This is a genomic window from Plantactinospora sp. WMMB334 (assembly GCF_049179095.1).
GTDB lineage: Bacteria > Actinomycetota > Actinomycetes > Mycobacteriales > Micromonosporaceae > Plantactinospora.
The window spans coordinates 4,046,983-4,070,709 of record NZ_JBMHME010000002.1 but is presented as its reverse complement, the minus strand read 5'-3'; the positions used below and the strand labels follow the sequence as shown (position 1 = coordinate 4,070,709).

The window sequence follows — 23,727 nt, the reverse complement described above, 5'->3', positions numbered from 1 at the left end:
GGCGAGATGGAGACCTTCGGCAGCCGGCTGCACCGGGCGATGGCGGAGCGCGGACCGCTCTGCGTGGGCATCGACCCGCACCCCGCGCTCCTGGCCCGGTGGGGCCTGCCCGACGACGTCGCCGGGCTGGCCCGGTTCAGCCGGACCGTGGTCGAGGCGCTCGGCGACCGGGTGGCGGTGGTCAAGCCGCAGTCGGCCTTTTTCGAGCGGTTCGGCGCGCGCGGGGTCGACGTACTTGAGTCAATTATCCGACAGTTGCGGGGCGCGGGCGCGCTCGTTCTGCTTGACGTCAAGCGCGGCGACATCGGCTCGACGGTCGCCGCGTACGCCGACGCCTACCTCGATCCATCCAGCCCGATGTATGTCGACGCGATCACCGCGAGCCCCTTCCTGGGGGTCGGTTCGCTCGCTCCGATGTTCGACACGGCGCGCAAGCACGGTGGCGGCGTCTTCGTGCTGGCGCTCACCTCGAACCCCGAGGGTGCCGGCGTGCAGCGCGCGGTCGGGCCGGACGGTCGCACCGTCGCGCAGACGATCATTGAAGAGATTTCGCAGCTCAACGCGGGTGCCGAGCCGCTCGGCAGCTTCGGGCTGGTGGTCGGCGCCACCGTCGGCGGGACCGGGCACGACCTCTCCGGAGTCGGCGGCCCGCTGCTCGCTCCGGGCCTCGGGGCGCAGGGCGGACGCGCCGGGGACCTGCGTACGGTCTTCGGCGGCGAGCTGCGCCGGGTGCTCCCGTCGTACTCCCGGGAGGTGCTCGGCGCGGGCCCGGAGCCGGCGGCGCTGCGGGCCGCGGCGGAGCGTGCGCTGGCCGACTGCCGGGCCGCGCTGACCGTTGCCGGTCAGTGATCTCGTGATTACGCTGACATGATCATGGCGCGCCCACGTTGCCGAAACCTCCGTTGGCCGCTAGTTTTCCCCGCGCTGGGAACCACATACCCCTTTGGTTTCCAGGCACACCACGTTTCACAGATGCGACGGCGCGTCCAGCCCGTCGCGATAGGGACCTGAGGAGAACTGGTGCCGCTCCCCCAACTGAGCCCCGAACAGCGCGCAGCCGCGCTGGAGAAGGCCGCGGAGATCCGCAAGGCCCGGGCGAAGCTCAAGGAAGAGCTCAAGCAGGGCAAGACCAACCTCGCCGCCGTCCTCGACCGTGCGGAGTCGGACGACGTCGTCGGCAAGCTGAAGGTGTCGGCCGTACTTCAGGCCATGCCGGGAATCGGCAAGATCCGAGCCACCCAGATCATGGAGAAGCTCAAGATCGCCGACAGCCGTCGCCTCCGTGGCCTCGGCGAGCAGCAGCGGAAGGCACTGCTTGGGGAATTCTCGGCGAACTAGTTCCACTCGCCGTGTAGAAACAAGCAGTGGGTACGCATGACGATGTCCGCCCAGCGGCTCGTCTCACGGTCCTTGCCGGTCCCTCCGGGGCCGGCAAGGACAGCGTGACCCGGCTCGTCCGGGGCCGTTTTCCACGTGTGTGGTCGCCGGTCGCGGTAACCACCCGCCCCCGCCGCCGGTACGAGATCGACGGCATGCACTATCGCTTCGTGGACCGGGGCGAATTCGCCCGACTGTGCGACGGCGGAGAGCTGCTGGAGTGGTCGGACATTGGCGCCCACCGGTACGGGACACCACGTGAGCCGGTGCTGATCCGGCTCTCGGCCGGCCGGCCGGTGCTGCTCCCGATCGACCTGGGGGGTGCCCGCCAGATCCGGGCGGCGATGCCGTCCGCGCGGCTGGTCTACCTCGCCCCGAGCCGGGCGGAGGCCGGTGCCGCCGGTCGGGAATTCGACGCGACGGTCGTGAACGACGTCCTCGGGCGGGCCGCCGACGAACTGGTAGGCTTGCTCGGTTCGTCCTTTCTGACGCCGACCTGATTCGGCTCCGACCCGACCGCCGCAGCGGTCGAGAGACACCGAGGTTTGTCCCCGTGGGATCCATCGCCAGTCCCGAAGGCATCACCAACCCGCCGATCGACGAGCTGCTCGAGAAGACCACCTCCAAGTACGCTCTGGTGATTTTCGCCGCCAAGCGTGCCCGCCAGGTGAACGCCTACTACAGCCAGCTCGGCGAGGGCCTGCTGGAGTATGTCGGCCCGCTGGTGGAGACCACGCCGCAGGAGAAGCCGCTCTCGATCGCGATGCGGGAGATCAACGCGGGTCTGCTCACCGCCGAGCCGACCGACCAGCCGTAGGGGCCCTCGGGCGTCGCCGATGACCGCTGTCGTACTCGGGGTGGGCGGCGGCATCGCCGCCTACAAGGCGTGCGAGCTGCTCCGGCTCTTCACCGAGTCGGGGCACCGCGTCCGGGTCGTGCCGACCGCTGCCGCGCTGCGCTTCGTCGGCGCGCCGACCTGGGCGGCGCTGAGCGGCCAACCGGTCGCCGACGAGGTCTGGGCCGACGTGCACGAGGTGCCGCACGTGCGCCTCGGCCAGGGCGCCGACCTGGTGGTCGTCGCCCCGGCAACGGCAGACCTGCTGGGCAGGGCCGCGCACGGGCTCGCCGACGACCTGCTGACCAACACCCTGCTGACCGCCCGCTGCCCGGTGCTGCTCGCCCCGGCGATGCACACCGAGATGTGGGAGCACCCGGCGACGGTGGAGAACGTGGCCACGCTGCGCCGCCGGGGCGTCCTGGTGCTGGAGCCGGCGAGCGGCCGGCTGACCGGCGTCGACACCGGCAGGGGCCGGCTGCCCGACCCGGCCGAGATCTTCGCGGTGGCCCGCCGGGTGCTCACCCGCGGCGTCGACGAGCCCCGCGACCTCGCCGGTCGCCGGGTGGTGGTCACCGCGGGCGGGACCCGGGAGCCGCTCGATCCGGTGCGCTTCCTCGGCAACCGGTCGTCGGGGAAGCAGGGCTACGCGTTCGCCCGCACGGCCCTCGCCCGGGGGGCCCGGGTGACGGTGGTCGCCGCGAACGTGGCGCTGCCCGACCCGGCCGGCGCGGAGGTGGTCCGGGTCTCGACCACCGAGGAGTTGCGGAAGGCCACTCTGGAGGCGGCCGGGAGGGCGGACGTGGTGGTGATGGCGGCGGCGCCCGCCGACTTCCGGCCGGCGACCTACGCTCCAGACAAGATCAAGAAGGCGGGCCGGGGTGGCACGCTCACCGTCGAGCTGGTGGCCAACCCCGACATCGCGGCCGAGCTGGGCGAGCGGCGGCGACCGGAGCAGGTGCTGGTCGCCTTCGCCGCCGAGACCAGCGACGCCGAGGCGAACGCCCGGGCGAAGCTGGCCCGCAAACGCGCCGACCTCATCGTGGTCAACGAGGTGGGCCCCGACAGGGTGTTCGGTGCCGACGACAACGCTGCCGTCGTCCTCGGCGCCGACGGTTCGAAGACGGCGTTTCCTGAGCAATCCAAGGAAGATCTCGCCGACGGCGTCTGGGATCTGGTAGTAACGCGCTTAACCGGCTCGTCATGACCGGGCTGACCTGCCGGCACAGGTCAGCGACCAGGCGGCGGGAACTACACTGCCGCGCAAACCGCATTCGAGATCTTTAGGAGCACCGTGGTACGTCGCTTGTTCACCTCGGAGTCGGTCACGGAAGGCCACCCGGACAAGATCGCTGACCAGATCAGCGACGGCATCCTCGACGCGCTGCTGGACCAGGATCCGCGTAGCCGGGTCGCGGTCGAAACTCTCATCACGACCGGTCAGGTGCACGTCGCTGGCGAGGTGACCACGAAGGCGTACGCCGACATTCCGGCGATCGTCCGCGAGACGATCCTCGGCATCGGCTATGACTCGTCGAAGAAGGGTTTCGACGGCGCCTCCTGCGGGGTCAGCGTCTCGATCGGTTCCCAGTCGCCGGACATCGCGCAGGGCGTGGACAGCGCCATCGAGTTGCGCGCCGGGGAGTCGGAGAGCGCGCTGGACGCCCAGGGCGCCGGTGACCAGGGGATGATGTTCGGCTTCGCCTGCTCGGAGACGCCGGAGCTGATGCCGCTGCCGATCGCCCTGGCACACCGGCTCGCCCGCCGGCTCTCGGCGACCCGCAAGGACGGCACGATCCCCTACCTGCGGCCGGACGGCAAGACCCAGGTCACGATCGAATACGACGGGCTGCGCCCGGTCCGGCTCGACACGGTCGTGGTCTCCAGCCAGCACGCCGCCGACATCTCGCTGGAGTCGCTGCTGACCCCCGACATCCGTGAGCACGTCATCGCCCCCGAGCTGGAGGAGTTGGGCCTCGACATCGACGGCTACCGCCTGCTGGTCAACCCGACCGGCCGGTTCGAGATCGGCGGCCCGATGGGCGACGCGGGGCTGACCGGCCGCAAGATCATTGTGGACACCTACGGCGGGTACGCCCGGCACGGCGGCGGGGCCTTCTCCGGCAAGGATCCGTCCAAGGTCGACCGTTCGGCGGCGTACGCGACCCGCTGGGTGGCGAAGAACGTGGTCGCCGCCGGGCTGGCCGAGCGCTGCGAGGTCCAGGTCGCGTACGCGATCGGCAAGGCGCACCCGGTGAGCACCTTCATCGAGACGTTCGGCACCGAGAACGTGCCGGTGGACCGGATCGAGCGGGCGGTCACCGAGGTCTTCGACCTCCGCCCGGCGGCGATCATCCGGGACCTGCACCTGCTCCGCCCGATCTACCGGCAGACCGCCGCCTACGGCCACTTCGGGCGCGAGCTGCCCGACCTGACCTGGGAGAGCACCGACCGCGCCGCCGACCTCAAGTCGGCCGCGGGAGCCTGACCACCGGCAAGCGCAGCGACCGGCAGCCCGCCGAAGGGCTGCCGGTCGCTCGCGTCTGCGTGGACGTGCCCCTGGCCCACCTGGACCGGGCCTTCGACTATCTGGTCCCGGCCGAGCTGTCCGAGCAGGCCGGACCGGGCACCCGGGTCCGGGTGCGCTTCGCCGGCCAGCTCGTCGACGGCTGGATCCTGGAGCGGGCCGGGCTCTCCGCGCACGACGGCCGGCTCAGCTATCTGGAGCGGCTGGTCTCGGCGGAGCCGGTGCTGAGCCCGGAGATCGCCCGGCTGGCCCGGGCGGTGGCCGACCGCTACGCCGGCAACCTCTCCGACGTGCTGCGGCTGGCGATCCCGCCCCGGCACGCCCGGGTCGAACGCGAGCCCGCCGCACCACCCCCGCCGGCCGGTCCCGCCGAGGCGCCGCCCGAGCCGGCGGTCGGTCCGGCCGGAACGCCGCCCCGACCGGTGGAGGAGGGGGCCGGGACGGGCTGGTGGAGCTATCCGGCCGGGCCGGGTTACCTGCGGGCCCTGGCCGGGGGCCGGGCGCCCCGGGCGGTCTGGTCGGCGCTGCCCGGCGAGGACTGGGCGGCCCGGTTCGCGGAGGCGGTCGGGGCGACCGTACGCGGCGGCCGGGGCGCGGTGGCGGTGGTCGCCGACGCCCGTGACCTCGACCGGCTCGACGCCGCCCTGACCGGGCTGCTCGGCGCCGGGCGGCACGTGGCGCTCTCCGCCGCGCTCGGGCCGGCCCGGCGCTACCGGGCCTTTCTCGCCGCCTCCCGGGGCCGGGTCCCGGTGGTGATCGGCACCCGGGCGGCGATGTTCGCCCCGGTCGCCGAGCTCGGGCTGGTGGCGATCTGGGACGACGGGGACGACCTGCACGCCGAACCCCGGGCACCGTACCCGCACGCCCGGGAGGTGCTGCTCACCCGCGCCCAGCTCGGTAACGCCGCCGTGCTGGTGGGCGGGTACGCCCGCACCGCAGAGTCGCGCCTGCTGGTCGAGACCGGCTGGGCGCGGGAGATCGTGGCGGACCGGTCGACGCTGCGGTCGCGTACCCCGAGGATCACGCCGACCGGCGACGACCCGCAACTGGCCCGGGATCCGGCCGCGGCCTCGGCCCGGCTGCCGAGCCTGGCCTGGGAGGCGGCCCGGGCGGCGCTCCAGGCCGGCGCGCCGGTGCTGGTCCAGGTGCCCCGGCGCGGTTACCTGCCGGCGGTGGCCTGTGCGGAGTGCCGGACCCCGGCCCGGTGCCCGCACTGCGCCGGTCCGCTCGCCCTGCGGTCGGCCGGCGCCGCTCCGACCTGCCGGTGGTGTGCCCGGGTCGCCGCCGGCTACGCGTGTCCGGAGTGCGGTGGGCGGCGGTTCCGGGCCGCGGTGGTGGGTGCCCGGCGGACGGCCGAGGAACTCGGTCGGGCGTTTCCCGACGTGCCGGTGCGGACCTCGGGCCGGGAGGAGGTGCTGGCGACCGTTCCCGGCGAGGGGGGGCTGGTGATCGCGACCCCCGGTGCGGAGCCGGTCGCCGAGGGCGGCTACGGCGCGGTGCTGCTGCTCGACTCCTGGGCGCTGCTGACCCGGGCCGACCTGCGGGCCGGGGAGGAGGCGCTGCGCCGCTGGCTGGCGGCGGCGGCGCTGGCCCGCCCCGGTGCCGCCGGTGGCCGGGTGGTGGTGGTCGCCGACGGGGCGCTGGCGCCGGTGCAGGCGCTGCTGCGCTGGGACCCGGGCTGGTTCGCCGGCCGTGAGCTGGCCGAGCGGCGGGAGCTGGGGTTTCCGCCGGCGGCCCGGATGGCCAGCCTGACCGGGGTGGCGGTGGCGGTGGCGGACCTGGTCGAGGCGGCCCGGCTGCCGCCCGCCGCCGAGCTGCTCGGCCCGGTGCCCGCCCCGGAGGGGCAGGAGCGGATGCTGGTCCGGGTGCCCCGCGCCCAGGCGGCGGCGCTGGCGGCGGCCCTGCACGAGGCGGCGGCGGTGCGGACGGCCCGCAAGGCCGGCCAGCCGGTACGGATCCAGGTCGACCCGCACGACATCTTCTGAGGGGCGGTGTCCCTGATTCTGACCGGATGCTGACCGAGAACCCGCCACGGAGGGTTGTTTCGGCTACGGTCGCCAACGGGTACCCAGCACGGTGGACGGACCGGGAGTCCGACCGGTGGGCCAGGTTTCGGGTGATACCATCGCCGCTCATGCTCCAGTGGAAGGCGTGACGGAGAGTGACCGCGCCGGTTCGGCGTACATACTATTGATCTTGAATAGCCTGGGATCAGGGGTGGGTAGGCCGTGACCGGTCATCAGTCGATCGTCCTGAACGGGGATCTTGGCAGCGGCAAGAGCACCGTCTCCATCGAGCTGGCCAGGCGGCTCGGCCTGCGCCGGGTCAGCGTGGGGGACCTCTACCGGGAGATGGCCCAGCAGCGGAAGATGACGGCGCTCCAGCTCAACCTGCACGCCGAGCTGGACCAGGCGGTGGACGGCTACGTCGACCAGCTACAGCAGGACATCGCCGCCTCGGGCGATCAGTTGATCGTCGACAGCCGGCTCGCCTGGCACTTCTTCAAGGACGCCCTCAAGATTCACATGATCACCGAGCCCACCGAGGCGGCGCGCCGGGTGCTCGCCCGCCCGTCCGGGCCGGCGGAGAGCTACACCTCGATCGAGGAGGCGCGGGCCAAGCTCCACGAGCGCAGCGAGAGCGAGCGGAGCCGCTTCCTCGTCCGGTACGGCGTCGACAAGGCGAAACTGCGCAACTACGACCTGATCTGCGACAGCACCAGGGCGTCCGCGGACGAGGTGGTGCAGCACATCATCGCCGCCTACGAGGGCTCCTTCGGCCAGCAGATCCTGCGCGACTCACCGCCGCTGCTGCTGCTCGACCCCTCCCGGATCTATCCGACCCAGGAGATCCAGGGGCTGCGCGGCCTCTGGGAGTCGGACGACGTGGCACAGATCGGGCAGGCCGGCGAGGAGGCGCTGGAGCCGCTGCGGATCGGCTACACCGGCGAGAAGTTCTTCGTGGTCGACGGCCACCGGCGACTCAGCGCGGCGCTGCGCAACGGCTTCCGGGTGGTGCCGGGGCAGCTCGTGGCCGAGTGCGACGAGCCGGTGGTCGGCGGGCTGAGCGCCGTCGAATACTTCCGGGCCGAGGTCGGGGTCAGTGTGATCTACGACTGGGACGCGGCGCACGGCACCCAGCTTCCGCTCCCCGACCACGTCCTGGAGCGCACCGACGCCGTCCTCGCCGGTGAGCCCGGCAACCAGGGCTGACCGGGGCAGATCACTCCCCGGTTCCTCCGGCGGCTGCCACCCGTCCCCGTCGCCGGCCGGGGCGTGCCGGCGTACCGGTCGTTCGTCCGGTGCGCCCGTAGACTGGGCGGGGCACCACCGATCCCAGCCATGAAGGAGCCGTCCCGCGTGACCGTCCAGCCCATCCGTCTCTTCGGGGACCCGGTGCTGCGCACCCCGGCCGAACCGGTCGTCGACTTCGACGCCGAGCTGCGCAAACTGGTCGCCGACCTGACCGACACGATGCGCGAGCAGAACGGCGCCGGCCTCGCCGCGCCGCAGCTCGGCGTGGGCCTGCGGGTGTTCGCCTTCGACGTCGACGACGTGCTCGGGCACCTGGTCAACCCGGTGCTGGACTTCCCCGACGAGGATGAGCAGGACGGCCCGGAGGGCTGCCTCTCCATCCCCGGGCTCTACTTCGACACCAGGCGCCGGCTCAACGTCGTGGCCAAGGGCTTCAACGGATACGGCGACCCGGTGCAGATCGTCGGCACCGGGCTGATGGCCCGCTGCGTGCAGCACGAGACCGACCACCTCGACGGGGTGCTCTTCCTCGACCGCCTCGACGCCGAGGGGCGCAAGGAGGCGATGAAGGCGATCCGGCAGGCCGACTGGTACGACCGGGACGCCCCGCCCGTGGTCAAGGTCAGCCCGCACGACACCCCGGCCGACCGCCGCCAGGGCCTCGCCGCCAGGCTGGGGCTCGGCGGCGCGGAGCACCCGGCGAGCCCGTTCGGCCTGGGCCGGTGACGCGGACGTGCGCCTGATCTTCGCCGGTACGCCGGCCGTCGCCCTGCCCGCCCTGGACGCCATCGACGCCTCCGGGCACGAGCTGATCGCCGTGCTGACCCGGCCCGACGCCCCCGCCGGCCGGGGCCGGGGGCTGGCCCGCTCACCCGTCGGCGCCTGGGCCGACGAGCGGGGCGTCGAGGTGCTGACCCCGGCCCGCCCCCGGGAGCCCGAGTTTCTCGACCGGCTCCGCCGGCTCGCCCCGGACTGCGTACCGGTGGTCGCGTACGGCGCGCTGGTGCCGCCGGAGGCGCTGGAGATCCCCGCGCACGGCTGGGTCAACCTGCACTTCTCGCTGCTGCCCGCCTGGCGCGGCGCCGCGCCCGTGCAGCACGCCGTGCTGCACGGCGACCAGGTCACCGGCGCCAGCGTCTTCCAACTGGAGGCCGGGCTGGACACCGGGCCGGTCTTCGGCACCGTGACCGAGGAGATCCGGCCCACCGACACCTCCGGCGACCTGCTGGAGCGGCTGGCGGCCAGCGGGTCCGGGCTGCTGGTCGCCGTCCTCGACGCGATCGGGCAGGGCACCGCGCGGGCGGTGCCGCAACCGGCCGACGGGGTGTCGCTGGCACCGAAGCTGACCGTGGCGGACGGCGAGGTCCGCTGGTCGGAGCCGTCCTTCGCGGTGGACCGGCGGGTCCGCGCCGCCACCCCGGCGCCCGGTGCCTGGACCGTGTTCCGGGGCGACCGGGTCAAGCTCGGCCCGGTGCGGCCGGTCGGCAACGGGCCGGAGCTCAAGCCCGGTGAGCTGCTGGTCGAGCGCGGCCGGGTGCTGGCCGGCACCGCCACCACACCCGTGGAGCTGGGCGAGGTCCGTGCGGCCGGCAAGCGGGCCATGGCGGCGCCGGACTGGGCCCGGGGCGTGCGGGTGGCCGGCGGGGAGCATGTCGGATGAGCGAGCGTATCGACCGGGCGGGGAGCACCGGGCACGCCGGCGCCGCCCAGGGCCGCGACGATCGCCCACGGACGGGCGCCGACCGCCGCCGCGACGACCGCGACCGCGCGCGGGGCGGCGCCGACCGGCGACGCGACGACCGTGACCGGGGCGACCGGGGACGCGGCGACCGTGACCGGGGCGACCGGGGACGCGGCCAGCGGGACCGGGACGGGCGGTCCCGTCCCGGGCGCCCGGCGGTGGACCTGCCCCGGCAGGTGGCGTACGAGGCGATCGAGGCGGTGCACCGGGACGACGCGTACGCGAACCTCGTCCTCCCCGCCATGCTGCGCGACCGGCGGCTGCACGGCCGGGACGCCGCCTTCGCCACCGAACTGACCTACGGCACGCTGCGGCTCCGGGGCACCCTGGACGCGATCCTGACCGCCGCCGCCGGCCGGGACGTCGCCCGGATCGACCCGCAGCCCCGGGACGCGCTGCGGCTCGGCGCCTACCAGCTCCTCCACACCCGGGTCCCGCCGCACGCCGCCGTCTCGTCAACCGTCGACCTGGTGCGCTCGCTCGCCCCGGGCGCGGCCGGCTTCGCCAACGCGGTGCTGCGGGAGGTCGCCGGCAAGGACGCCGACACCTGGCTGGCCGAGCTGGCCCCGCCGGCCGAGACCGACCCGGTCGGCCACCTGGCCCTCACCTACGCCCATCCGCCGTGGATCGTGCGCGCGTTCTCCGAGGCGCTCGGCGGCGACGTCGGCGAGACGACCCGGCTGCTGATCGAGGACAACCAGCGCCCGCCGGTGCACCTCTGCGCCCGTCCCGGCCGGGCGGACGCGGTCGCGCTCGCCGACGAGGTGGGCGGCGCGCCGGGCGCCTTCTCGCCGTACGCCGTCTACCTGCCCGGCGGTGCCCCGGGCGAGCTGTCCGCCGTCACCGACGGCCGGGCGCACGTCCAGGACGAGGGCTCCCAGCTGGTGGCCGCCGCGCTCGCCGCCGCCGACCTGGACGGCACCGACGAGCGCTGGCTCGACCTCTGCGCCGGGCCGGGCGGCAAGGCCGGCCTGCTCGGCGCGCTGGCCGCGCAGCGGGGTGCCCGGCTGACCGCTGTCGAGGTGGCCGAGCACCGGGCCCGGCTGGTCTCCCAGGCGGTACGCGGGCTGCCGGTGACCGTGCTGACCACCGACGGGCGCGCCGTCGGGCGGGACGGCGACCTGCCGGAGCAGGGCTTCGACCGGGTGCTCGTCGACGCGCCCTGCACCGGCCTCGGCTCGCTCCGGCGGCGCCCCGAGTCGCGCTGGCGCCGCCAGCCCTCCGACCTGCCGGCGCTGACCCGGTTGCAGCGGGAGCTGCTCGGTGCCGCGCTCCGGGCGGTCCGCCCGGGCGGGGTGGTGGGATACGTGACCTGCTCGCCGCACGTGGTGGAGACGCACGTCTCGGTCACCGAGGGAGCCCGGCGCTCCGGGGTGCCTGTCGACTTCGTCGACGCCCGCCCGCTGCTGCCGGCCGGCATGCCCGGCCTCGGCGACGGCCCGACCGTGCAGCTCTGGCCGCACCGGCACGGCACGGACGCGATGTTCCTGGCCGTGCTCCGCCGGGGCTGACCGGGCCGGCGCCCCGAGGCCGAGCCACCGCTCGGCGGCCGAAGAGCCACCCGCGGCCGGACGAATTCGGCGGAACCCGGCCGGCGGGGCCGTTCGCGTCCCTACATTGCTGGTGTGGACGGGATCACCCTGCCGGGCCGGGCCATCGGCACCCCACTGGACCGGTCCGACGGACCGGCGAAGGTCACCGGCACCGCCCGGTACGCCTACGAACACCCCGTCGACCGGCCGGTCTATCTCCATCCGGTGCAGGCCACCGTCGCCGTCGGGCGGATCGTCGGTGTGCACACCGAGGCCGCGCTGGCCGATCCGGGCGTGCTGACCGTGCTGACGCACGAGAACGCACGCCGGCTCGCCTCCCTCGACGATCCGGAGGTGGCGATCCTGCAGACGCCGGAGGTGCCGTACCGGGGGCGGATCGTCGGCGGCGTCGTGGCGGAGAGTTCCGAGGTGGCGCGCCGGGCCGCCGGCCTGGTCCGGTTCGACTACCGGGCGGAGCCGCACGACGTGCTGCTGCGGGCCGACCACCCGGACCGGTACGTCCCGGAGGTCATGAACGGCGGCTTCGCCACCGACAGCATCCACGGCGACGCCGAGGCGGCACTGGCCGGCGCGGCGGTACGCCACGACGCCACGTACACCACCCCGTGGCAGCAGCACGCCCAGATCGAGCCGCACGCCACGATCGCGATCTGGGTCGACGACCGGCTCGTCCTGCACGTCGCCAGCCAGGGGGTGCACCGGTTGCGGGAGTCGCTGGCCGCGCTCTTCGGGCTCGAACCGGAGCGGATCCGGATCAGCTCGCCGTTCGTCGGCGGCGCGTTCGGCGGCAAGCTGCACACCCATCCGGACGTCGTACTCGCGGTGCTGGCCGCGTTCGCCGTGCCCGGCCGGCCGGTGAAGCTCGCGCTCACCCGGCAGCAGATGTTCGCCGAGGTCGGCTACCGCACCCCGACGATCCAGCGGGTCCGGCTCGGTGCCGGGCCGGACGGCCGGCTGGTCGCGGTCGGCCACGAGACGGTGCAGCAGACGGCCCGGATCAAGGAGTTCGCCGAGCAGAGCGTCACGCCGACCCGGGTGATGTACGCGGCGCCGCACCGTAGCACCACGCACCGGATGGTCCCGCTCGACGTGCCGGTGCCGACGATCATGCGCGCCCCGGGCAAGACCCCCGGGATGTACGCACTGGAGTCGGCGATGGACGAGATGGCGATCGCCTGCGGGCAGGATCCCGTCGAGTTCCGGATCGCCAACGAGCCGCCGGTCGATCCCGAGCTGGGCCGGCCGTTCTCCAGCCGCAACCTGGTGGCCTGCCTGCGCGACGGCGCCCGCCGCTTCGGCTGGGCCGGGCGGGACCCGGCTCCCGGGGTACGCCGGGCGGCCGGCGGCTGGCTGGTCGGCACCGGGGTCGCCGCGTCGATGTACCCGGTCTACCGGATGCCCGGCTCGACGGCGACGATCCGGCTGGAGCCGGACGGCCGGTACACGGTCTCGATCGGCGCCGCCGACCTCGGCACCGGCACCTGGACGACGCTGGCACAGATCGCGGCCGACGCGCTGGCGGCGCCGGTCGGCCGGATCGACCTGCGGATCGGCGACACGGAGCTGCCACCGGCGATCGCGGCCGGCGGCTCGTCCGGGATGACCTCGTGGGGCAGCGCGGTGGTCGAGGCGGCCCGGCGGCTGCGGGCCCGGGCGGCCGCCGAACACGTCGGCGCGGTACCGCCGCAGGGCATCGAGGCGAGCGCCGAGATGCCGGACAATCCCGAGATGGAGCGCCTCTCGATGTACGCCTTCGGCGCCCAGTTCGCCGAGGTCCGGGTGCACGAGGCGACCGGGGAGGTCCGGGTGCCCCGGCTGGTCGGCGTCTTCGCCGCCGGGCGGATCATCAACCCGAAGACGGGCCGCTCCCAGTTGCTCGGCGGGATGAGCATGGGGATCTCGATGGCGCTGCACGAGCGGTGCGTGCTCGACCCCCGCTTCGGGCACGTGGTCAACCACGATCTCGCCGGGTACCACATCGCCACCAACGCCGACGTCGGCTGCGTCGAGGTGCACACGCTGCACGAGGAGGACCCGCACGTCAACCCGATGGGTTCGAAGGGCATCGGTGAGCTGGGCATCGTCGGCACCGCCGCGGCGATCGCCAACGCCGTCCACCACGCCACCGGGGTACGCGTCCGGGACCTGCCGATCACCCCGGACCGGTTCTTCGGGACCGTGGCGGGCGTTCGTACACTGGCGCGGTGACCGTACCAGCGCCGATCGTCGCGCCCAGCATCCTCGCCGCCGACTTCGCCCGGCTCGCCGACGAGGTCGCGGCGGTGGAGTCCGCGGCGGACTGGCTGCACGTGGACGTGATGGACAACCACTTCGTGCCCAACCTGACCATCGGGCTGCCGGTGGTGCAGAGCCTGCTGGCGGCGACCTCGCTGCCGTTCGACGTGCACCTGATGATCGACGATCCGCGGCGCTGGGCGCCGAGCTACGCCGACGCGGGCGCCTACAACGTGACCTTCCACGTCGAGGCATGCGACAACCCGGTCCCGCTGGCCAAGGATCTCCGTTCGGCCGGGGCGAAGGCGGGGCTGGCGATCGACCGGGACACCCCGATCGAACCGTACCTTGACCTCCTGCCCAGCTTCGATACATTGCTGATCATGACTATCAAGGCGGGCTTCGGGGGGCAGCGGTTCATCCCCGAGATGCTCGACAAGGTCCGCACCGCCCGCCGGCACGCCTCCGCCGGCCACCTCGAACTGCGGATCGAGGTCGACGGGGGGATCGCGGCCGACACCATCGAGCAGGCGGCGGCGGCCGGCGCGGACGCGTTCGTCGCCGGTACCGCCGTCTACGGCGCGGCGGACCCGGCCGCGGCGGTGACCCGGCTGCGGCGGCTCGCCGAGCGCGCCCTGCCAGGGGCATGAGCGTCGACGGGGTCGCCGAGGAGCGGCCCGACCTGATCCTGGTGGTCGACGACGACGAGGACATCGTCCGGTTCGTCTCGTTCAACCTCCGGCTGCACGGCTTCGACGTGGCGCAGGCCAGCGACGGCCAGGAGGCGCTGGAGGTGATCGAGCAGCGTCGCCCCGACCTGGTCGTGGTCGACCTGCGGATGCCCCGGATCGACGGGCTGGAGCTGACCCGCCGGCTGCGGGCCAACCCGATGACCTCGGCACTGCCGGTGATCATGCTCACCGCCAAGGGACTCACCGTGGACAAGGTGCACGGCCTCACCGCCGGCGCCGACGACTATCTGGTCAAGCCCTTCGACAACGCCGAGCTGATCGCCCGGATCAGCTCCACCCTGCGCCGCAACAAGGAGTTCCGCGAGGTCTCCCCGCTGACCGGGCTGCCCGGCAACACCCGGGTCCGCCGCGAGATCGGCGACCGGGTCCGCAGCGGCGTCGACTACGCGGTCGGCTACATCGACATCGACCGGTTCAAGAGCGTCAACGACCGGTACGGCTTCGTCCGGGGCGACGAGTTCATCAGCGCCCTGGCCCGCAGCCTGCACCGGGCGGTGGTCTCGGTCGGGCTGCCCCCGGCCTTCCTCGGGCACATCGGCGGCGACGACTTCGTGATCGTCTGCGCCCCCGAGCAGGTCCGGCCGCTCACCGAGCGGGCCGTGGTCGACTTCGAGAAGACCGCCGACGAGCTCTACGACCCGGAGGACGCCAAGCGCGGCTACGTCGAGCTGAAGGACCGGCGCGGCAACATCCAGCGGGCCCACCTGGTCACCCTCTCGATCGGGGTCTCGCTCTCGGTGTCGGAGCGGCGCTTCACCGATCCGCTCGAGGTGATCGCGGCCGCCTCCGAGATGAAGACGGTGGCGAAGAGCCAGCCCGGGTCGTACGTGGCGATGGACCGTCGGCGCACCCCCGGGGTGCCGGCGGCGGAGGCGGGGGAGCGGCGGCGCGGAGCGAAGTGACAGCCGTCACGTCGCTGTGAGGTCGGTCGCCTCGCGGGCCCGCGCGGCCCGGTTCCGTGTAAGACTCGACTGGTACCCACCACGCGCTGGCGGGACTCGGTGTAATTCCGAACCGGCGGTGATCCGGGCCCAGGCCCGGTAAGCCCGCGACCCGGTCGGCCTCGGCCGCCCGGTGGACCTGGTGAGAATCCGGGGCCGACGGTTGGGGGCGGGCAGTTTCCGCACCCAGACAGTCCGGATGGGAGACAGCGCGCGGGACGGACGGGTCCACCGGGCGGCGTGCGCCGCACCGGGTTCCCTTCGGGGTCGGCCGTGCCGTCCCCCACGTTCCCCGCCGCACGCCCGGTCATCCGACCGGCCACGCCTCCCACACCCCGCCCGCGCGACACGACGACGGGCGAGGGAAGGGAACGGCATGGGGGGCGTCTCCGCCGACGAGGCGATGCGCCGCGCTATCGCACTGGCCGCCCGCGGCCTCGGCACGACCAGCCCCAACCCGCTGGTCGGCTGCGTCCTGGTCGACCCGCGCGGCCACGTCGTCGGCGAGGGCTTCCACGCCTACGCCGGCGGGCCGCATGCCGAGATCGTCGCGCTGGCCCAGGCCGGCGAGCGGGCCCGGGGCGGCACCGCCGTGGTCACCCTGGAGCCCTGCGACCACACGGGCCGTACCGGGCCGTGCAGCGAGGCGCTGATCTCGGCAGGGGTCCGCCGCGTGGTGGTGGCGGTCACCGACCCGAACCCGGTCGCCACCGGCGGGATCGAGCGGCTGCGCGCGGCCGGCGTCGAGGTCGAGGTCGGGATCCGGGCCGCCGAGGCGGAGGCCGGCAACCTGGCCTGGCTCACCGCGGTACGGCGGGGCCGGCCCTACCTGACCTGGAAGTACGCCGCCACCCTGGACGGCCGGATCGCGGCGGCCGACGGCACCAGCATGTGGATCACCTCCGAGGCGGCCCGGATCGACGTGCACGCGCTGCGCGGCACCGTCGACGCGGTGATCGCCGGGGTCGGCACCGTCCTCGCCGACGACCCGAGACTCACCGTGCGGAACCTGCGCGACGGCACCCTCGCCATCCGGCAGCCGCTGCGGGTCGTGGTGGACAGCGCCGGCCGTACCCCGCTGGACGCCCGGGTCCGGGACGGCGCCGCACCCACCTGGGTGGCGACCGCCAAGGAGGTCGGCGCCGGCCCGGAGGGCCGGGTCGAGCTGATCGAGCTGCTCGCCGAGCTCTACCGGCGCGGGGTCCGGGCGGCGCTGCTGGAGGGCGGCCCCACCCTGGCCGGCGCCTTCCTCGCCGCCGGCCTGGTCGACCGGGTGGTCGGCTACCTGGCCCCGAAACTGCTCGGCGCCGGCCCGCCGGCGCTGGCCGACGCCGGCCCGCGCACCATCTCCGAGGTCATCGACCTGGAGTTCACCGACATCACACCGGTCGGACCCGACCTGCGGGTCACCGCGTATCCCCGGAAGACGGAGGGCTGAAGCAGTGTTCACCGGAATCGTGGAGGAGTTGGGCGAGCTGGTCCGGCGGGACGACACCGGCGGTGACTCCGCCCTGGTCGCGGTCCGCGGCCCGGTCGTCACCTCGGACGCCCGGCACGGCGACTCGATCTCCGTCAACGGGGTCTGCCTGACCGTGGTGGCGACCGACGGCGACACCTTCACCGCCGACGTGATGGGCGAGACGTTCCGGCGTACGGCACTGGGGGCGCTCCGCCCGGGCGACCCGGTCAACCTGGAGCGGGCCGCCACGCTGGGCAGCCGGCTCGGCGGGCACCTGGTGCAGGGGCACGTCGACGGGGTGGCCGAGGTCGTCGCCCGGGAGCCGGCCGAGCAGTGGGAGACGGTCACCTTCGGCCTTCCCGCGGACCTCGCCCGCTATGTCGTGGAGAAGGGTTCGATCACCGTCGACGGGGTGTCGCTGACCGTCGCCGCGCTGACCCCGCAGACCTTCTCGGTCGGGCTGATCCCGACCACGCTGGCCGCGACCACACTCGGCCGCAAGAGCGTCGGGGACCCGGTCAACCTCGAGGTTGACGTCCTCGCCAAGTACGTCGAACGACTGCTGAGCACCGGCGGGCGACTGCCGGTGGACGGACTGGAGGCCGTGGCATGAGTAGCGAATTCGGCACCATCGAGCAGGCGCTGGCCGACATCGCCGCCGGGCGCCCGGTGGTGGTGGTCGACGACGAGGACCGGGAGAACGAGGGCGACCTGATCTTCGCCGCCGAGCGGGCCACCCCCGAGCTGGTCGCGTTCATGGTCCGGCACACCTCGGGCTACATCTGCGTGCCGCTGACCGAGCAGGAGTGCGACCGGCTCGAACTGCCGCCGATGTACCACACCAACCAGGATCGGCGCGGCACCGCGTACACGGTGACGGTGGACGCCCGGGAGGGGATCAGCACCGGCATCTCCGCCGCGGACCGGGCACACACCATCCGGCTGCTCGCCGACCCGGGCACCGATGCCACCGACCTGAGCCGGCCGGGTCACGTCGTGCCACTGCGGGCCAGGGCCGGCGGGGTGCTGCGCCGCCCCGGGCACACCGAGGCGGCCGTGGACCTGGCCCGGCTCGCCGGGCTCCGGCCGGCCGGGGTGCTCTGCGAGCTGGTCAACGACGACGGCAGCATGATGCGCCTGCCCGACCTGGCGACGTTCGCCGCCGAGCACGGCATCACGCTGATCACCATCGCCGACCTGATCGCCTACCGGCGGCGTACCGACCGGCAGGTCGAGCAGGTCGCTGAGGCCCGGCTGCCGCTGCCGTACGGGCCGTTCCGGGCGCTCGGCTACCGGGTGCACCACGACGGTGCCGAGCACATCGCCCTGGTCTACGGCGATCTCGGCGACGGGCAGGACGTGCTGGTACGGGTGCACTCCGAGTGCCTGACCGGGGACGTCTTCGGCTCGCTGCGCTGCGACTGCGGCCCGCAGCTCGACGCCGCGCTGGCCCGGGTCGCGGCCGAGGGGCGCGGAGTGGTCCTCTACATGCGCGGCCACGAGGGGCGCGGCATCGGGCTGCTGCACAAGCTCCAGGCGTACCAGTTGCAGGACCGCGGCCGGGACACCGTGGACGCGAACCTGGAGCTCGGCCTGCCCGCCGACGCCCGGGACTACGGCACCGGCGCGCAGATCCTCCACGACCTCGGGGTGCGCTCGATGCGGCTGCTGACCAACAACCCGGCCAAGCGGGCCGGGCTGGAGGGCTACGGTCTGACCGTGGTCGGCCGGGAGTCGATGCCGGTCCGTCCGACACCGGAGAACGTCCGCTACCTGCGGACCAAGCGGGACCGGATGGGACACCTGCTGGACGATCTGGAGACCCCGGCCGACGCCGGGGAGCTGACGGAGCTCGCGGAGCTGACGGAGCTCCCGAAGACGGCGGAGTTCCCGACGATGACGGAAAGGCTGGCGTGACGATGGCGGGGTTCGGGGAGCCGGGGCAGTCGACGGTGGACGCCTCCGGGCTGACCGTGGGGGTGGTGGCGGCGCGCTGGCACGGCGAGCTCACCGACCACATGGTCGACCGGGCGGTGACGGCGGCGAAGGCGTGCGGCGTGGACGACGTACTGGTGGTCCGGGTCGCCGGTTCGGTGGAGCTGCCGGTGGTGGCACAGGCGCTGGCCCGGCGCTGCGGCGCCGTGGTGGCGCTCGGCGTGGTGATCAGGGGTGCCACCGCGCACTTCGACTACGTCTGCCAGTCGGTGACCGAGGGGCTGACCCGGGTCGCGCTGGACAGCGGCACGCCGGTCGCGCACGGCGTGCTGACGGTGAACGACCTGGAGCAGGCCCGGGACCGGGCCGGGCTGCCCGGCTCGGCCGAGGACAAGGGCTGGGCGGCCACCACGGCGGCGCTGGAGGCCGCCGTGGCGATCCGGGACATCGCCGCCCGGCCGTAGCCGGGTCGCTGGTGGTACCGGGACGACGGGCGGGTCGGTGGCACCGGGACGACGGGCCTCATCGGAGCGGGAGCCGGCCGGCCTCGATGATCCGGTGGAGAAACTGCCGGGTACGCGGCTGGGTCGGCTCGCCGAGCACCTGCGCGGGCGGCCCCTCCTCGATCACCCGCCCGCCGTCGAGGAAGCAGATCCGGTCGGCGACCTCGCGGGCGAAGCCCATCTCGTGGGTGGCCAGCACCATCGTCATCCCGTCCGCCTTCAGGTCCCGGATCATCGTCAGCACCTCGCCGACGAGTTCCGGGTCGAGCGCCGAGGTGACCTCGTCGAGCAGCAGCAGCCGGGGCGAGTTGACCAGCGCCCGGACGATCGCCACCCGCTGCTGCTGGCCGCCGGAGAGCCGGTCCGGATAGTCGCCGGCCTTCTCCGCCAGCCCGACCCGGGCGAGCAGGTCGCGCGCCTGCGCCTCGGCCTCGGCCCGGGGGCGCCGGTGCACCCGGACCGGCGCCAACGTGATGTTCTCCAGCACCCGCAGGTGCGGGAAGAGGTTGTACGCCTGGAAGACGATCCCGATCCGGCGGCGGACCAGATCGGGGTCGACGCGCGGATCGGTGATGTGCTCGCCGTCCAGGTGGATGGTGCCGTCCTCGATCTCCTCCAGCAGGTTGACGCAGCGCAGCAGGGTGGACTTGCCGGAGCCGGAGGCGCCGATCAGCGCCACCACCTCGTGTTCGGCCACCGCCAGGTCCAGATCGTCGAGCACGACGTGCCCGCCGTAGACCTTGCGCACCCCTCGACAGCGCAGCACCGGCGCGGGCGCGTCACTCATCGGGCGGCCTGCCGGCGGGCGGCCCGCAGGGTCACCCAGTCGGTGACCGCGATCAGCGGGATGGCGAGCAGCACGAAGAGCACCCCCGCGACAATGTACGGCGTGTAGTTGAAGGTCTCGGCGGTGGCGATCTGCGCCGCCCGTACCGCGTCGATCGGGCCGGCGAGCGAGACCAGCCCGACGTCCTTCTGCAGCCCGACCACGTCGTTCAGCAGCGGCGGGGCGACCCGGCGGACGGCCTGCGGCAGCACCACGTGCCGCATCGTCTGCCGGTGGGTGAGGCCGAGCGACCGGGCGGCGGCGAGCTGGCTGGGATGGACCGACTCGATGCCGGCCCGGAAGACCTCGGCCAGGTAGCCGCCGTAGGTGAGCACCAGCGCCAGCCCGCCGAGCACCAGCACCGGCGGCGTCCCCTGTAGCCGCAGGCCCGGCACGCCCAGGGTGAGCACGTAGAGCACGATGATCAGCGGCAGCCCGCGGAACGTGTAGGTGTAGCCGGCGGCCAGTGCCCGGACCGGGAAGAAGACCGGCCCGCGCAGGGTACGGAGCACCGCCACCACCAGGCCGAGGGCGAGCGCACCGAGCGCGCAGAAGACGAGTAGTCGCACGTTGAGCCAGAGCCCGGTGAGGATCTCCGGCAGGGCGGCCCGGCCGATCTCCGGGTCGAGGAAGGACTGCCGGACCCGCTCCCAGCCGGGCGACCCGGTCACCGCCAGCACCAGCAGTACGCCGAGTACGCCGGTCGAGGCGGCGGCGACGAGCACGGAGCGGACCGTCTGCCGTTTCCGGTAGGCGGCCCGCTCGCGGGCGATCGGGGACGGGTGGTGCGCCGCGGCCGGGTGGTGTTCCGGTGATCGGGGGTGGTGGTCGGCCAGGGTCACGTCAGGTCGGCGACGCCGGTCACCTCGGAGAGCCAGGTCTTCTCCAGGTCGGCCAGCGTGCCGTTCGCCCGTAGCGCGTCGACCGCGCCGTTGACGCAGCCGGTCAGCGGTGAGTCCTTGTCGAGCAGCAGGCCGAAGGTCTCCGGAACCCCGACCTGGGGCAGCTGCCCGACGACGGTGGCGTCCTTGATCTCCGCCGAGGTGATGTAGAAGGCGGTGGGCAGGTCCACCACGATGCCGTCGAGCTGGCCGTTCTGCAGAGCCTTCTTCGCGTCGTCGTTGGAGTTGTAGACCTGCGGCTTGACGGTCGGCTCGATCACATCGGTGATCGCCTGGTAGCTGGTGGTGCCCACCTGCGCCCCGAGCTTGGCGCCCCGCAGGTCGGCCAGCTTCGTCTTCCCCGCGATCTTGGAGCCCTTGCCGGCGACGACGGCCTGCCGGACCAGGTAGTACGGCGAGGTGAAGTCGACCGCCTGCTTGCGCTCCTCCGTGATGGAGAACTGGTTGATGTCGAAGTCGAACTCTTTCGGCCCGGGGGCGATGGCGGCGTCGAACCTGACCCGGACCCACTGCACGTCGATCCGGGCGAAGCCGAGCTGCTGGGCCACCTCGTACGCGACGGCCGACTCGAAGCCCTTGCCGTTGGCCGGCAGGTTGTCGCTGAACCACGGCGCGTACGCCGGTTCGTCGGTGGCGACGGTCAACGTGCCCGGCGTACGGGTCTTCAGCTCCGCCTTGGTGCAGGCGCTCTGCGGCGGACCAGGTGCGGGTTGGTTCTGGGGCGCGCAGCCGGCGAGGGCCGCGAGAACAATGGTGGCGGTCGTGAGCGCGACCGGCAGTGATCGGCGAGCCATGGCCGACAGCATAGGCACACGTCGACGCGTACCCATAGACGTCGTTCTCGATCCGATGCGGATGTCGGTCGGATTTCGGCAGGTCGGGCGGGATATCGGGGTGTCGAGTGGTGTCGACCCGCCCCGGGCGGTAAACCGGAACGGCGGGTCGCGCGTCAACCTGCCGTGACGACCCATCTGGTCTCCGACCCGCCCGGCGGGAGGACCATGACACGACCGGAGCCACCGCGGTGGACGGCGGACGAGGCGATCGCCAGCCTCTTCGCCGCCCACTACCGCCCGCTGGTCCGGCTCGCCACGCTGCTCCTGCACGACCGGGGCGCGGCGGAGGAGATCGTGCAGGACGGCTACGTCGCCCTGCACGGGCACTGGTCCCGGCTGCGGGACGCCGACCGGGCCCTCGGCTACCTGCGGACCAGCGTGGTCAACCGCTGCCGATCGGCGCTGCGGCACCGGCGGGTGGTGACCGCACACCTCGCGGGGGCCCGGCCGGCGGCGGACGCGCCGAGCGCGGAGGCCGGAGCGCTCGACCTGCTCCGGCACGACACGGTGATCGCCGCGCTGCGTACCCTGCCGCCCCGGCAGCGTGAGGCGCTGGTGCTCCGTTACTACCTCGACCTCTCCGAGGCCGAGACCGCCGACCTGATGGGCGTCAGCCGGGGCGCGGTGAAGAGCCACACCTTCCGTGGGCTGACCGCGCTGAAGCAGAGCCTGGGAGCGGAACGATGAACGACGGACGGTGGCGCGGCCCGGCGGAGCCGGTGCCGGGCGACGAGGAAGTGCTGCGTCGGATACTCGCGGCCGAGGCCGACCGGATCGAGCCCGGACCGGGCGCCCTGCCCGCCGTCCAGCGGCGGATCGCGGCCGGCGACCGGGGCGCCGCCGGGCGCCGCTGGTGGGACATCACCGGTCGCCGCTGGTGGGGCGGCAGGCCCGGCTGGTCCCTACCGGAGATGACCCGACGCCGGTGGGGCCGCTGGTCGCCGCTTGCGGCCGGCGCGGTGACCGTGGCCACGCTGAGCCTGGTGGCGGTCGCCGCCGGCCTGGCCGGCACCGTCGTGCCGACCCCCTCCGACCGGGCGGCCGAGCCGCCACCCGGCGCCGTCGGCACGGACGGCTCCGCGACTCCGACAACCCCGACCGGCGACGTCCGCCCCGGCCCGACCCCGTCCGGCGGTGCCCTCGCCCCCTCGCCCGGCACCTCCGCCGGTACGCCGGCAGCCGCACCCGGCGCGCCCACCGACAGCCTGGCCGTCTACTACCTCGGCGGTGACCCGGACCGGCCCCGGCTCTACCGCGAGTTCCACCGGCTCTGGCTGCGCGACGGCTCGGCCCGGGACCGGATCACGGCCGCGGTACGCAACCTGCTGGACAGCCCGGTCGGGATGGACCCCGACTACCGCAACGCCTGGCCGGAGGGGACCGACCTGCGTGGCGTGACGGTCGACGGTGAGATCGCCACCGTCGACCTGGCCGGCGCGGCCCGCCACGACGTCGGCGCGGCGACGGCCCGGCTCGCCGTGCAGCAACTGGTCTGGACCGTCACGGCGGTGCCGGGCGTCTCCGGGCTGCGGCTGCGGCTCGACGGGGCGCCGGTCGACCGGCTCTGGGACCGGGTCGACACCGCCGGTGTGCTGCGCCGCGCCTCGGCGGTGGAGGCGCTCGCCCCGGTCTGGCTCATCTCGCCGCAGCACGGCGACGCGGTCGGGCGCACCTTCCCGGTGCACGTCGCGGGGATCCTGCCCGAGGCGACCGCCCAGCTCCGGATCCGGCGGGACGGCCGGGTCGTACGCGAGCAGGTGGTCACCCTTTCGATCGCCGGCCCGGCCCAGGGCGAGCGGACGGTCACCGTCACCCTGCCGCCGGGCAGGTACACCGTCACCGCGTACGCGATCTCCCTCGCCGACGGCAGCGAACAGCACCTCGACGACCACACCGTCACGGTCCGCTGACCGCTGCGCCTGAGGTGTTAGGAAGGGCCCCCTGTACAACAGAAAACGATAATAGGGGGCCCTTCCTTACCCGCTCGGCGGTTCACATGGTGGGCTGCGACGGCACCCGGGGGCCGGGGCGGCACGGGACGGCTGCGAGAA

General features: G+C 73.9%; 23 protein-coding genes and 1 riboswitch. Of the genes, 20 read left to right on the top strand and 3 right to left on the bottom strand.

Annotation, left to right across the window (positions count from 1 at the left end):
* Positions 1-6 precede the first annotated feature (6 nt).
* From pyrF to ribH, 18 genes are all read left to right on the top strand, one after another.
* On the top strand, positions 7-849 hold the full coding sequence (gene pyrF, locus ACN27G_RS17405) for an orotidine-5'-phosphate decarboxylase (RefSeq protein ID WP_421493859.1): 843 nt from the start codon (positions 7-9) through the stop codon (positions 847-849).
* A 171-nt stretch (positions 850-1,020) separates the two neighbouring features.
* A complete protein-coding gene (gene mihF, locus ACN27G_RS17400) occupies positions 1,021-1,338 on the top strand; it encodes an integration host factor, actinobacterial type (RefSeq protein WP_101366727.1) in 318 nt (105 codons plus the stop codon).
* Positions 1,339-1,364: 26 nt separating this feature from the next.
* Positions 1,365-1,877 (top strand): guanylate kinase, encoded by a 513-nt coding sequence (locus tag ACN27G_RS17395; RefSeq protein WP_421493858.1) that lies wholly within the window; start codon positions 1,365-1,367, stop codon positions 1,875-1,877.
* A gap of 53 nt (positions 1,878-1,930) precedes the next feature.
* Positions 1,931-2,194, top strand: coding sequence for a DNA-directed RNA polymerase subunit omega (gene rpoZ / locus ACN27G_RS17390; RefSeq protein ID WP_101366725.1), 264 nt, complete (start codon positions 1,931-1,933; stop codon positions 2,192-2,194).
* Between the two features lie 19 nt (positions 2,195-2,213).
* A complete protein-coding gene (coaBC, locus tag ACN27G_RS17385; protein WP_421493857.1) occupies positions 2,214-3,419 on the top strand; it encodes a bifunctional phosphopantothenoylcysteine decarboxylase/phosphopantothenate--cysteine ligase CoaBC in 1,206 nt (401 codons plus the stop codon).
* 87 nt (positions 3,420-3,506) lie between these two features.
* Complete coding sequence (gene metK / locus ACN27G_RS17380; protein ID WP_421493856.1) at positions 3,507-4,700, top strand: methionine adenosyltransferase; 1,194 nt, start codon at positions 3,507-3,509, stop codon at positions 4,698-4,700.
* A gap of 59 nt (positions 4,701-4,759) precedes the next feature.
* On the top strand, positions 4,760-6,724 hold the full coding sequence (locus tag ACN27G_RS17375; protein WP_421493855.1) for a primosomal protein N': 1,965 nt from the start codon (positions 4,760-4,762) through the stop codon (positions 6,722-6,724).
* 243 nt (positions 6,725-6,967) lie between these two features.
* Complete coding sequence (locus tag ACN27G_RS17370) at positions 6,968-7,951, top strand: AAA family ATPase (protein WP_421493854.1); 984 nt, start codon at positions 6,968-6,970, stop codon at positions 7,949-7,951.
* Positions 7,952-8,098: 147 nt separating this feature from the next.
* Positions 8,099-8,719, top strand: coding sequence for a peptide deformylase (gene def / locus ACN27G_RS17365; protein WP_421493853.1), 621 nt, complete (start codon positions 8,099-8,101; stop codon positions 8,717-8,719).
* Positions 8,720-8,726: 7 nt separating this feature from the next.
* Positions 8,727-9,653: a methionyl-tRNA formyltransferase gene (gene fmt / locus ACN27G_RS17360; protein WP_421493852.1), complete on the top strand. Its 927-nt coding sequence runs from the start codon at positions 8,727-8,729 to the stop codon at positions 9,651-9,653.
* Positions 9,650-11,245, top strand: a complete 1,596-nt coding sequence (locus tag ACN27G_RS17355; RefSeq protein WP_421493851.1) for an RsmB/NOP family class I SAM-dependent RNA methyltransferase — start codon at positions 9,650-9,652, stop codon at positions 11,243-11,245. The genes fmt and ACN27G_RS17355 overlap by 4 nt, the downstream gene beginning before the upstream one ends.
* 114 nt (positions 11,246-11,359) lie before the next feature.
* Positions 11,360-13,495, top strand: coding sequence for a xanthine dehydrogenase family protein molybdopterin-binding subunit (locus ACN27G_RS17350; protein WP_421493850.1), 2,136 nt, complete (start codon positions 11,360-11,362; stop codon positions 13,493-13,495).
* A complete protein-coding gene (rpe, locus tag ACN27G_RS17345) occupies positions 13,492-14,172 on the top strand; it encodes a ribulose-phosphate 3-epimerase (protein ID WP_421493849.1) in 681 nt (226 codons plus the stop codon). The genes ACN27G_RS17350 and rpe overlap by 4 nt, the downstream gene beginning before the upstream one ends.
* Positions 14,169-15,176, top strand: coding sequence for a GGDEF domain-containing response regulator (locus ACN27G_RS17340; protein ID WP_421493848.1), 1,008 nt, complete (start codon positions 14,169-14,171; stop codon positions 15,174-15,176). The genes rpe and ACN27G_RS17340 overlap by 4 nt, the downstream gene beginning before the upstream one ends.
* A gap of 81 nt (positions 15,177-15,257) precedes the next feature.
* Positions 15,258-15,430: riboswitch (FMN riboswitch) on the top strand.
* 161 nt (positions 15,431-15,591) lie between these two features.
* Positions 15,592-16,653, top strand: a complete 1,062-nt coding sequence (ribD, locus tag ACN27G_RS17335) for a bifunctional diaminohydroxyphosphoribosylaminopyrimidine deaminase/5-amino-6-(5-phosphoribosylamino)uracil reductase RibD (protein ID WP_421493847.1) — start codon at positions 15,592-15,594, stop codon at positions 16,651-16,653.
* Between the two features lie 4 nt (positions 16,654-16,657).
* Positions 16,658-17,287 (top strand): riboflavin synthase, encoded by a 630-nt coding sequence (locus ACN27G_RS17330; RefSeq protein WP_421493846.1) that lies wholly within the window; start codon positions 16,658-16,660, stop codon positions 17,285-17,287.
* Positions 17,284-18,591: a bifunctional 3,4-dihydroxy-2-butanone-4-phosphate synthase/GTP cyclohydrolase II gene (locus ACN27G_RS17325; protein ID WP_421493845.1), complete on the top strand. Its 1,308-nt coding sequence runs from the start codon at positions 17,284-17,286 to the stop codon at positions 18,589-18,591. Before ACN27G_RS17330 ends, ACN27G_RS17325 begins: the two co-directional genes overlap by 4 nt.
* Before the next feature lie 2 nt (positions 18,592-18,593).
* Positions 18,594-19,073 (top strand): 6,7-dimethyl-8-ribityllumazine synthase, encoded by a 480-nt coding sequence (gene ribH, locus ACN27G_RS17320; RefSeq protein ID WP_421497349.1) that lies wholly within the window; start codon positions 18,594-18,596, stop codon positions 19,071-19,073.
* A 58-nt stretch (positions 19,074-19,131) separates the two neighbouring features.
* Here ribH and ACN27G_RS17315 read toward each other — a convergent pair whose 3' ends face one another.
* From ACN27G_RS17315 to ACN27G_RS17305, 3 genes are all read right to left on the bottom strand, one after another.
* Positions 19,132-19,899, bottom strand: a complete 768-nt coding sequence (locus ACN27G_RS17315) for an amino acid ABC transporter ATP-binding protein (RefSeq protein WP_421493844.1) — start codon at positions 19,897-19,899, stop codon at positions 19,132-19,134.
* On the bottom strand, positions 19,896-20,711 hold the full coding sequence (locus tag ACN27G_RS17310; protein ID WP_421497348.1) for an amino acid ABC transporter permease: 816 nt from the start codon (positions 20,709-20,711) through the stop codon (positions 19,896-19,898). The genes ACN27G_RS17315 and ACN27G_RS17310 overlap by 4 nt, the downstream gene beginning before the upstream one ends.
* A 65-nt stretch (positions 20,712-20,776) precedes the next feature.
* Positions 20,777-21,634 (bottom strand): ABC transporter substrate-binding protein, encoded by an 858-nt coding sequence (locus tag ACN27G_RS17305; RefSeq protein WP_421493843.1) that lies wholly within the window; start codon positions 21,632-21,634, stop codon positions 20,777-20,779.
* A 207-nt stretch (positions 21,635-21,841) separates the two neighbouring features.
* On the opposite strand from ACN27G_RS17305, the gene ACN27G_RS17300 reads away from it, so the two are divergent.
* The gene (locus ACN27G_RS17300) at positions 21,842-22,363 is read left to right on the top strand and encodes a SigE family RNA polymerase sigma factor (RefSeq protein WP_421493842.1); all 522 of its coding nucleotides are present in this window, start codon (positions 21,842-21,844) and stop codon (positions 22,361-22,363) included.
* Positions 22,360-23,586: a GerMN domain-containing protein gene (locus ACN27G_RS17295; RefSeq protein ID WP_421493841.1), complete on the top strand. Its 1,227-nt coding sequence runs from the start codon at positions 22,360-22,362 to the stop codon at positions 23,584-23,586. Before ACN27G_RS17300 ends, ACN27G_RS17295 begins: the two co-directional genes overlap by 4 nt.
* Positions 23,587-23,727 lie beyond the last annotated feature (141 nt).

Excerpts from the sequence above, each read along its gene's own strand:
- ACN27G_RS17325 (WP_421493845.1), top strand. The coding sequence starts at position 17,284 with ATGAGTAGCGAATTCGGCACCATCGAGCAGGCGCTGGCCGACATCGCC.
- ACN27G_RS17355 (WP_421493851.1), top strand. The coding sequence starts at position 9,650 with ATGAGCGAGCGTATCGACCGGGCGGGGAGCACCGGGCACGCCGGCGCC.
- ACN27G_RS17295 (WP_421493841.1), top strand. The coding sequence starts at position 22,360 with ATGAACGACGGACGGTGGCGCGGCCCGGCGGAGCCGGTGCCGGGCGAC.
- ribH (WP_421497349.1), top strand. The coding sequence starts at position 18,594 with ATGGCGGGGTTCGGGGAGCCGGGGCAGTCGACGGTGGACGCCTCCGGG.
- ribD (WP_421493847.1), top strand. The coding sequence starts at position 15,592 with ATGGGGGGCGTCTCCGCCGACGAGGCGATGCGCCGCGCTATCGCACTG.
- ACN27G_RS17300 (WP_421493842.1), top strand. The coding sequence starts at position 21,842 with ATGACACGACCGGAGCCACCGCGGTGGACGGCGGACGAGGCGATCGCC.
- ACN27G_RS17340 (WP_421493848.1), top strand. The coding sequence starts at position 14,169 with ATGAGCGTCGACGGGGTCGCCGAGGAGCGGCCCGACCTGATCCTGGTG.
- coaBC (WP_421493857.1), top strand. The coding sequence starts at position 2,214 with ATGACCGCTGTCGTACTCGGGGTGGGCGGCGGCATCGCCGCCTACAAG.
- ACN27G_RS17315 (WP_421493844.1), bottom strand. The coding sequence starts at position 19,899 with ATGAGTGACGCGCCCGCGCCGGTGCTGCGCTGTCGAGGGGTGCGCAAG.
- pyrF (WP_421493859.1), top strand. The coding sequence starts at position 7 with ATGGAGACCTTCGGCAGCCGGCTGCACCGGGCGATGGCGGAGCGCGGA.
- ACN27G_RS17305 (WP_421493843.1), bottom strand. The coding sequence starts at position 21,634 with ATGGCTCGCCGATCACTGCCGGTCGCGCTCACGACCGCCACCATTGTT.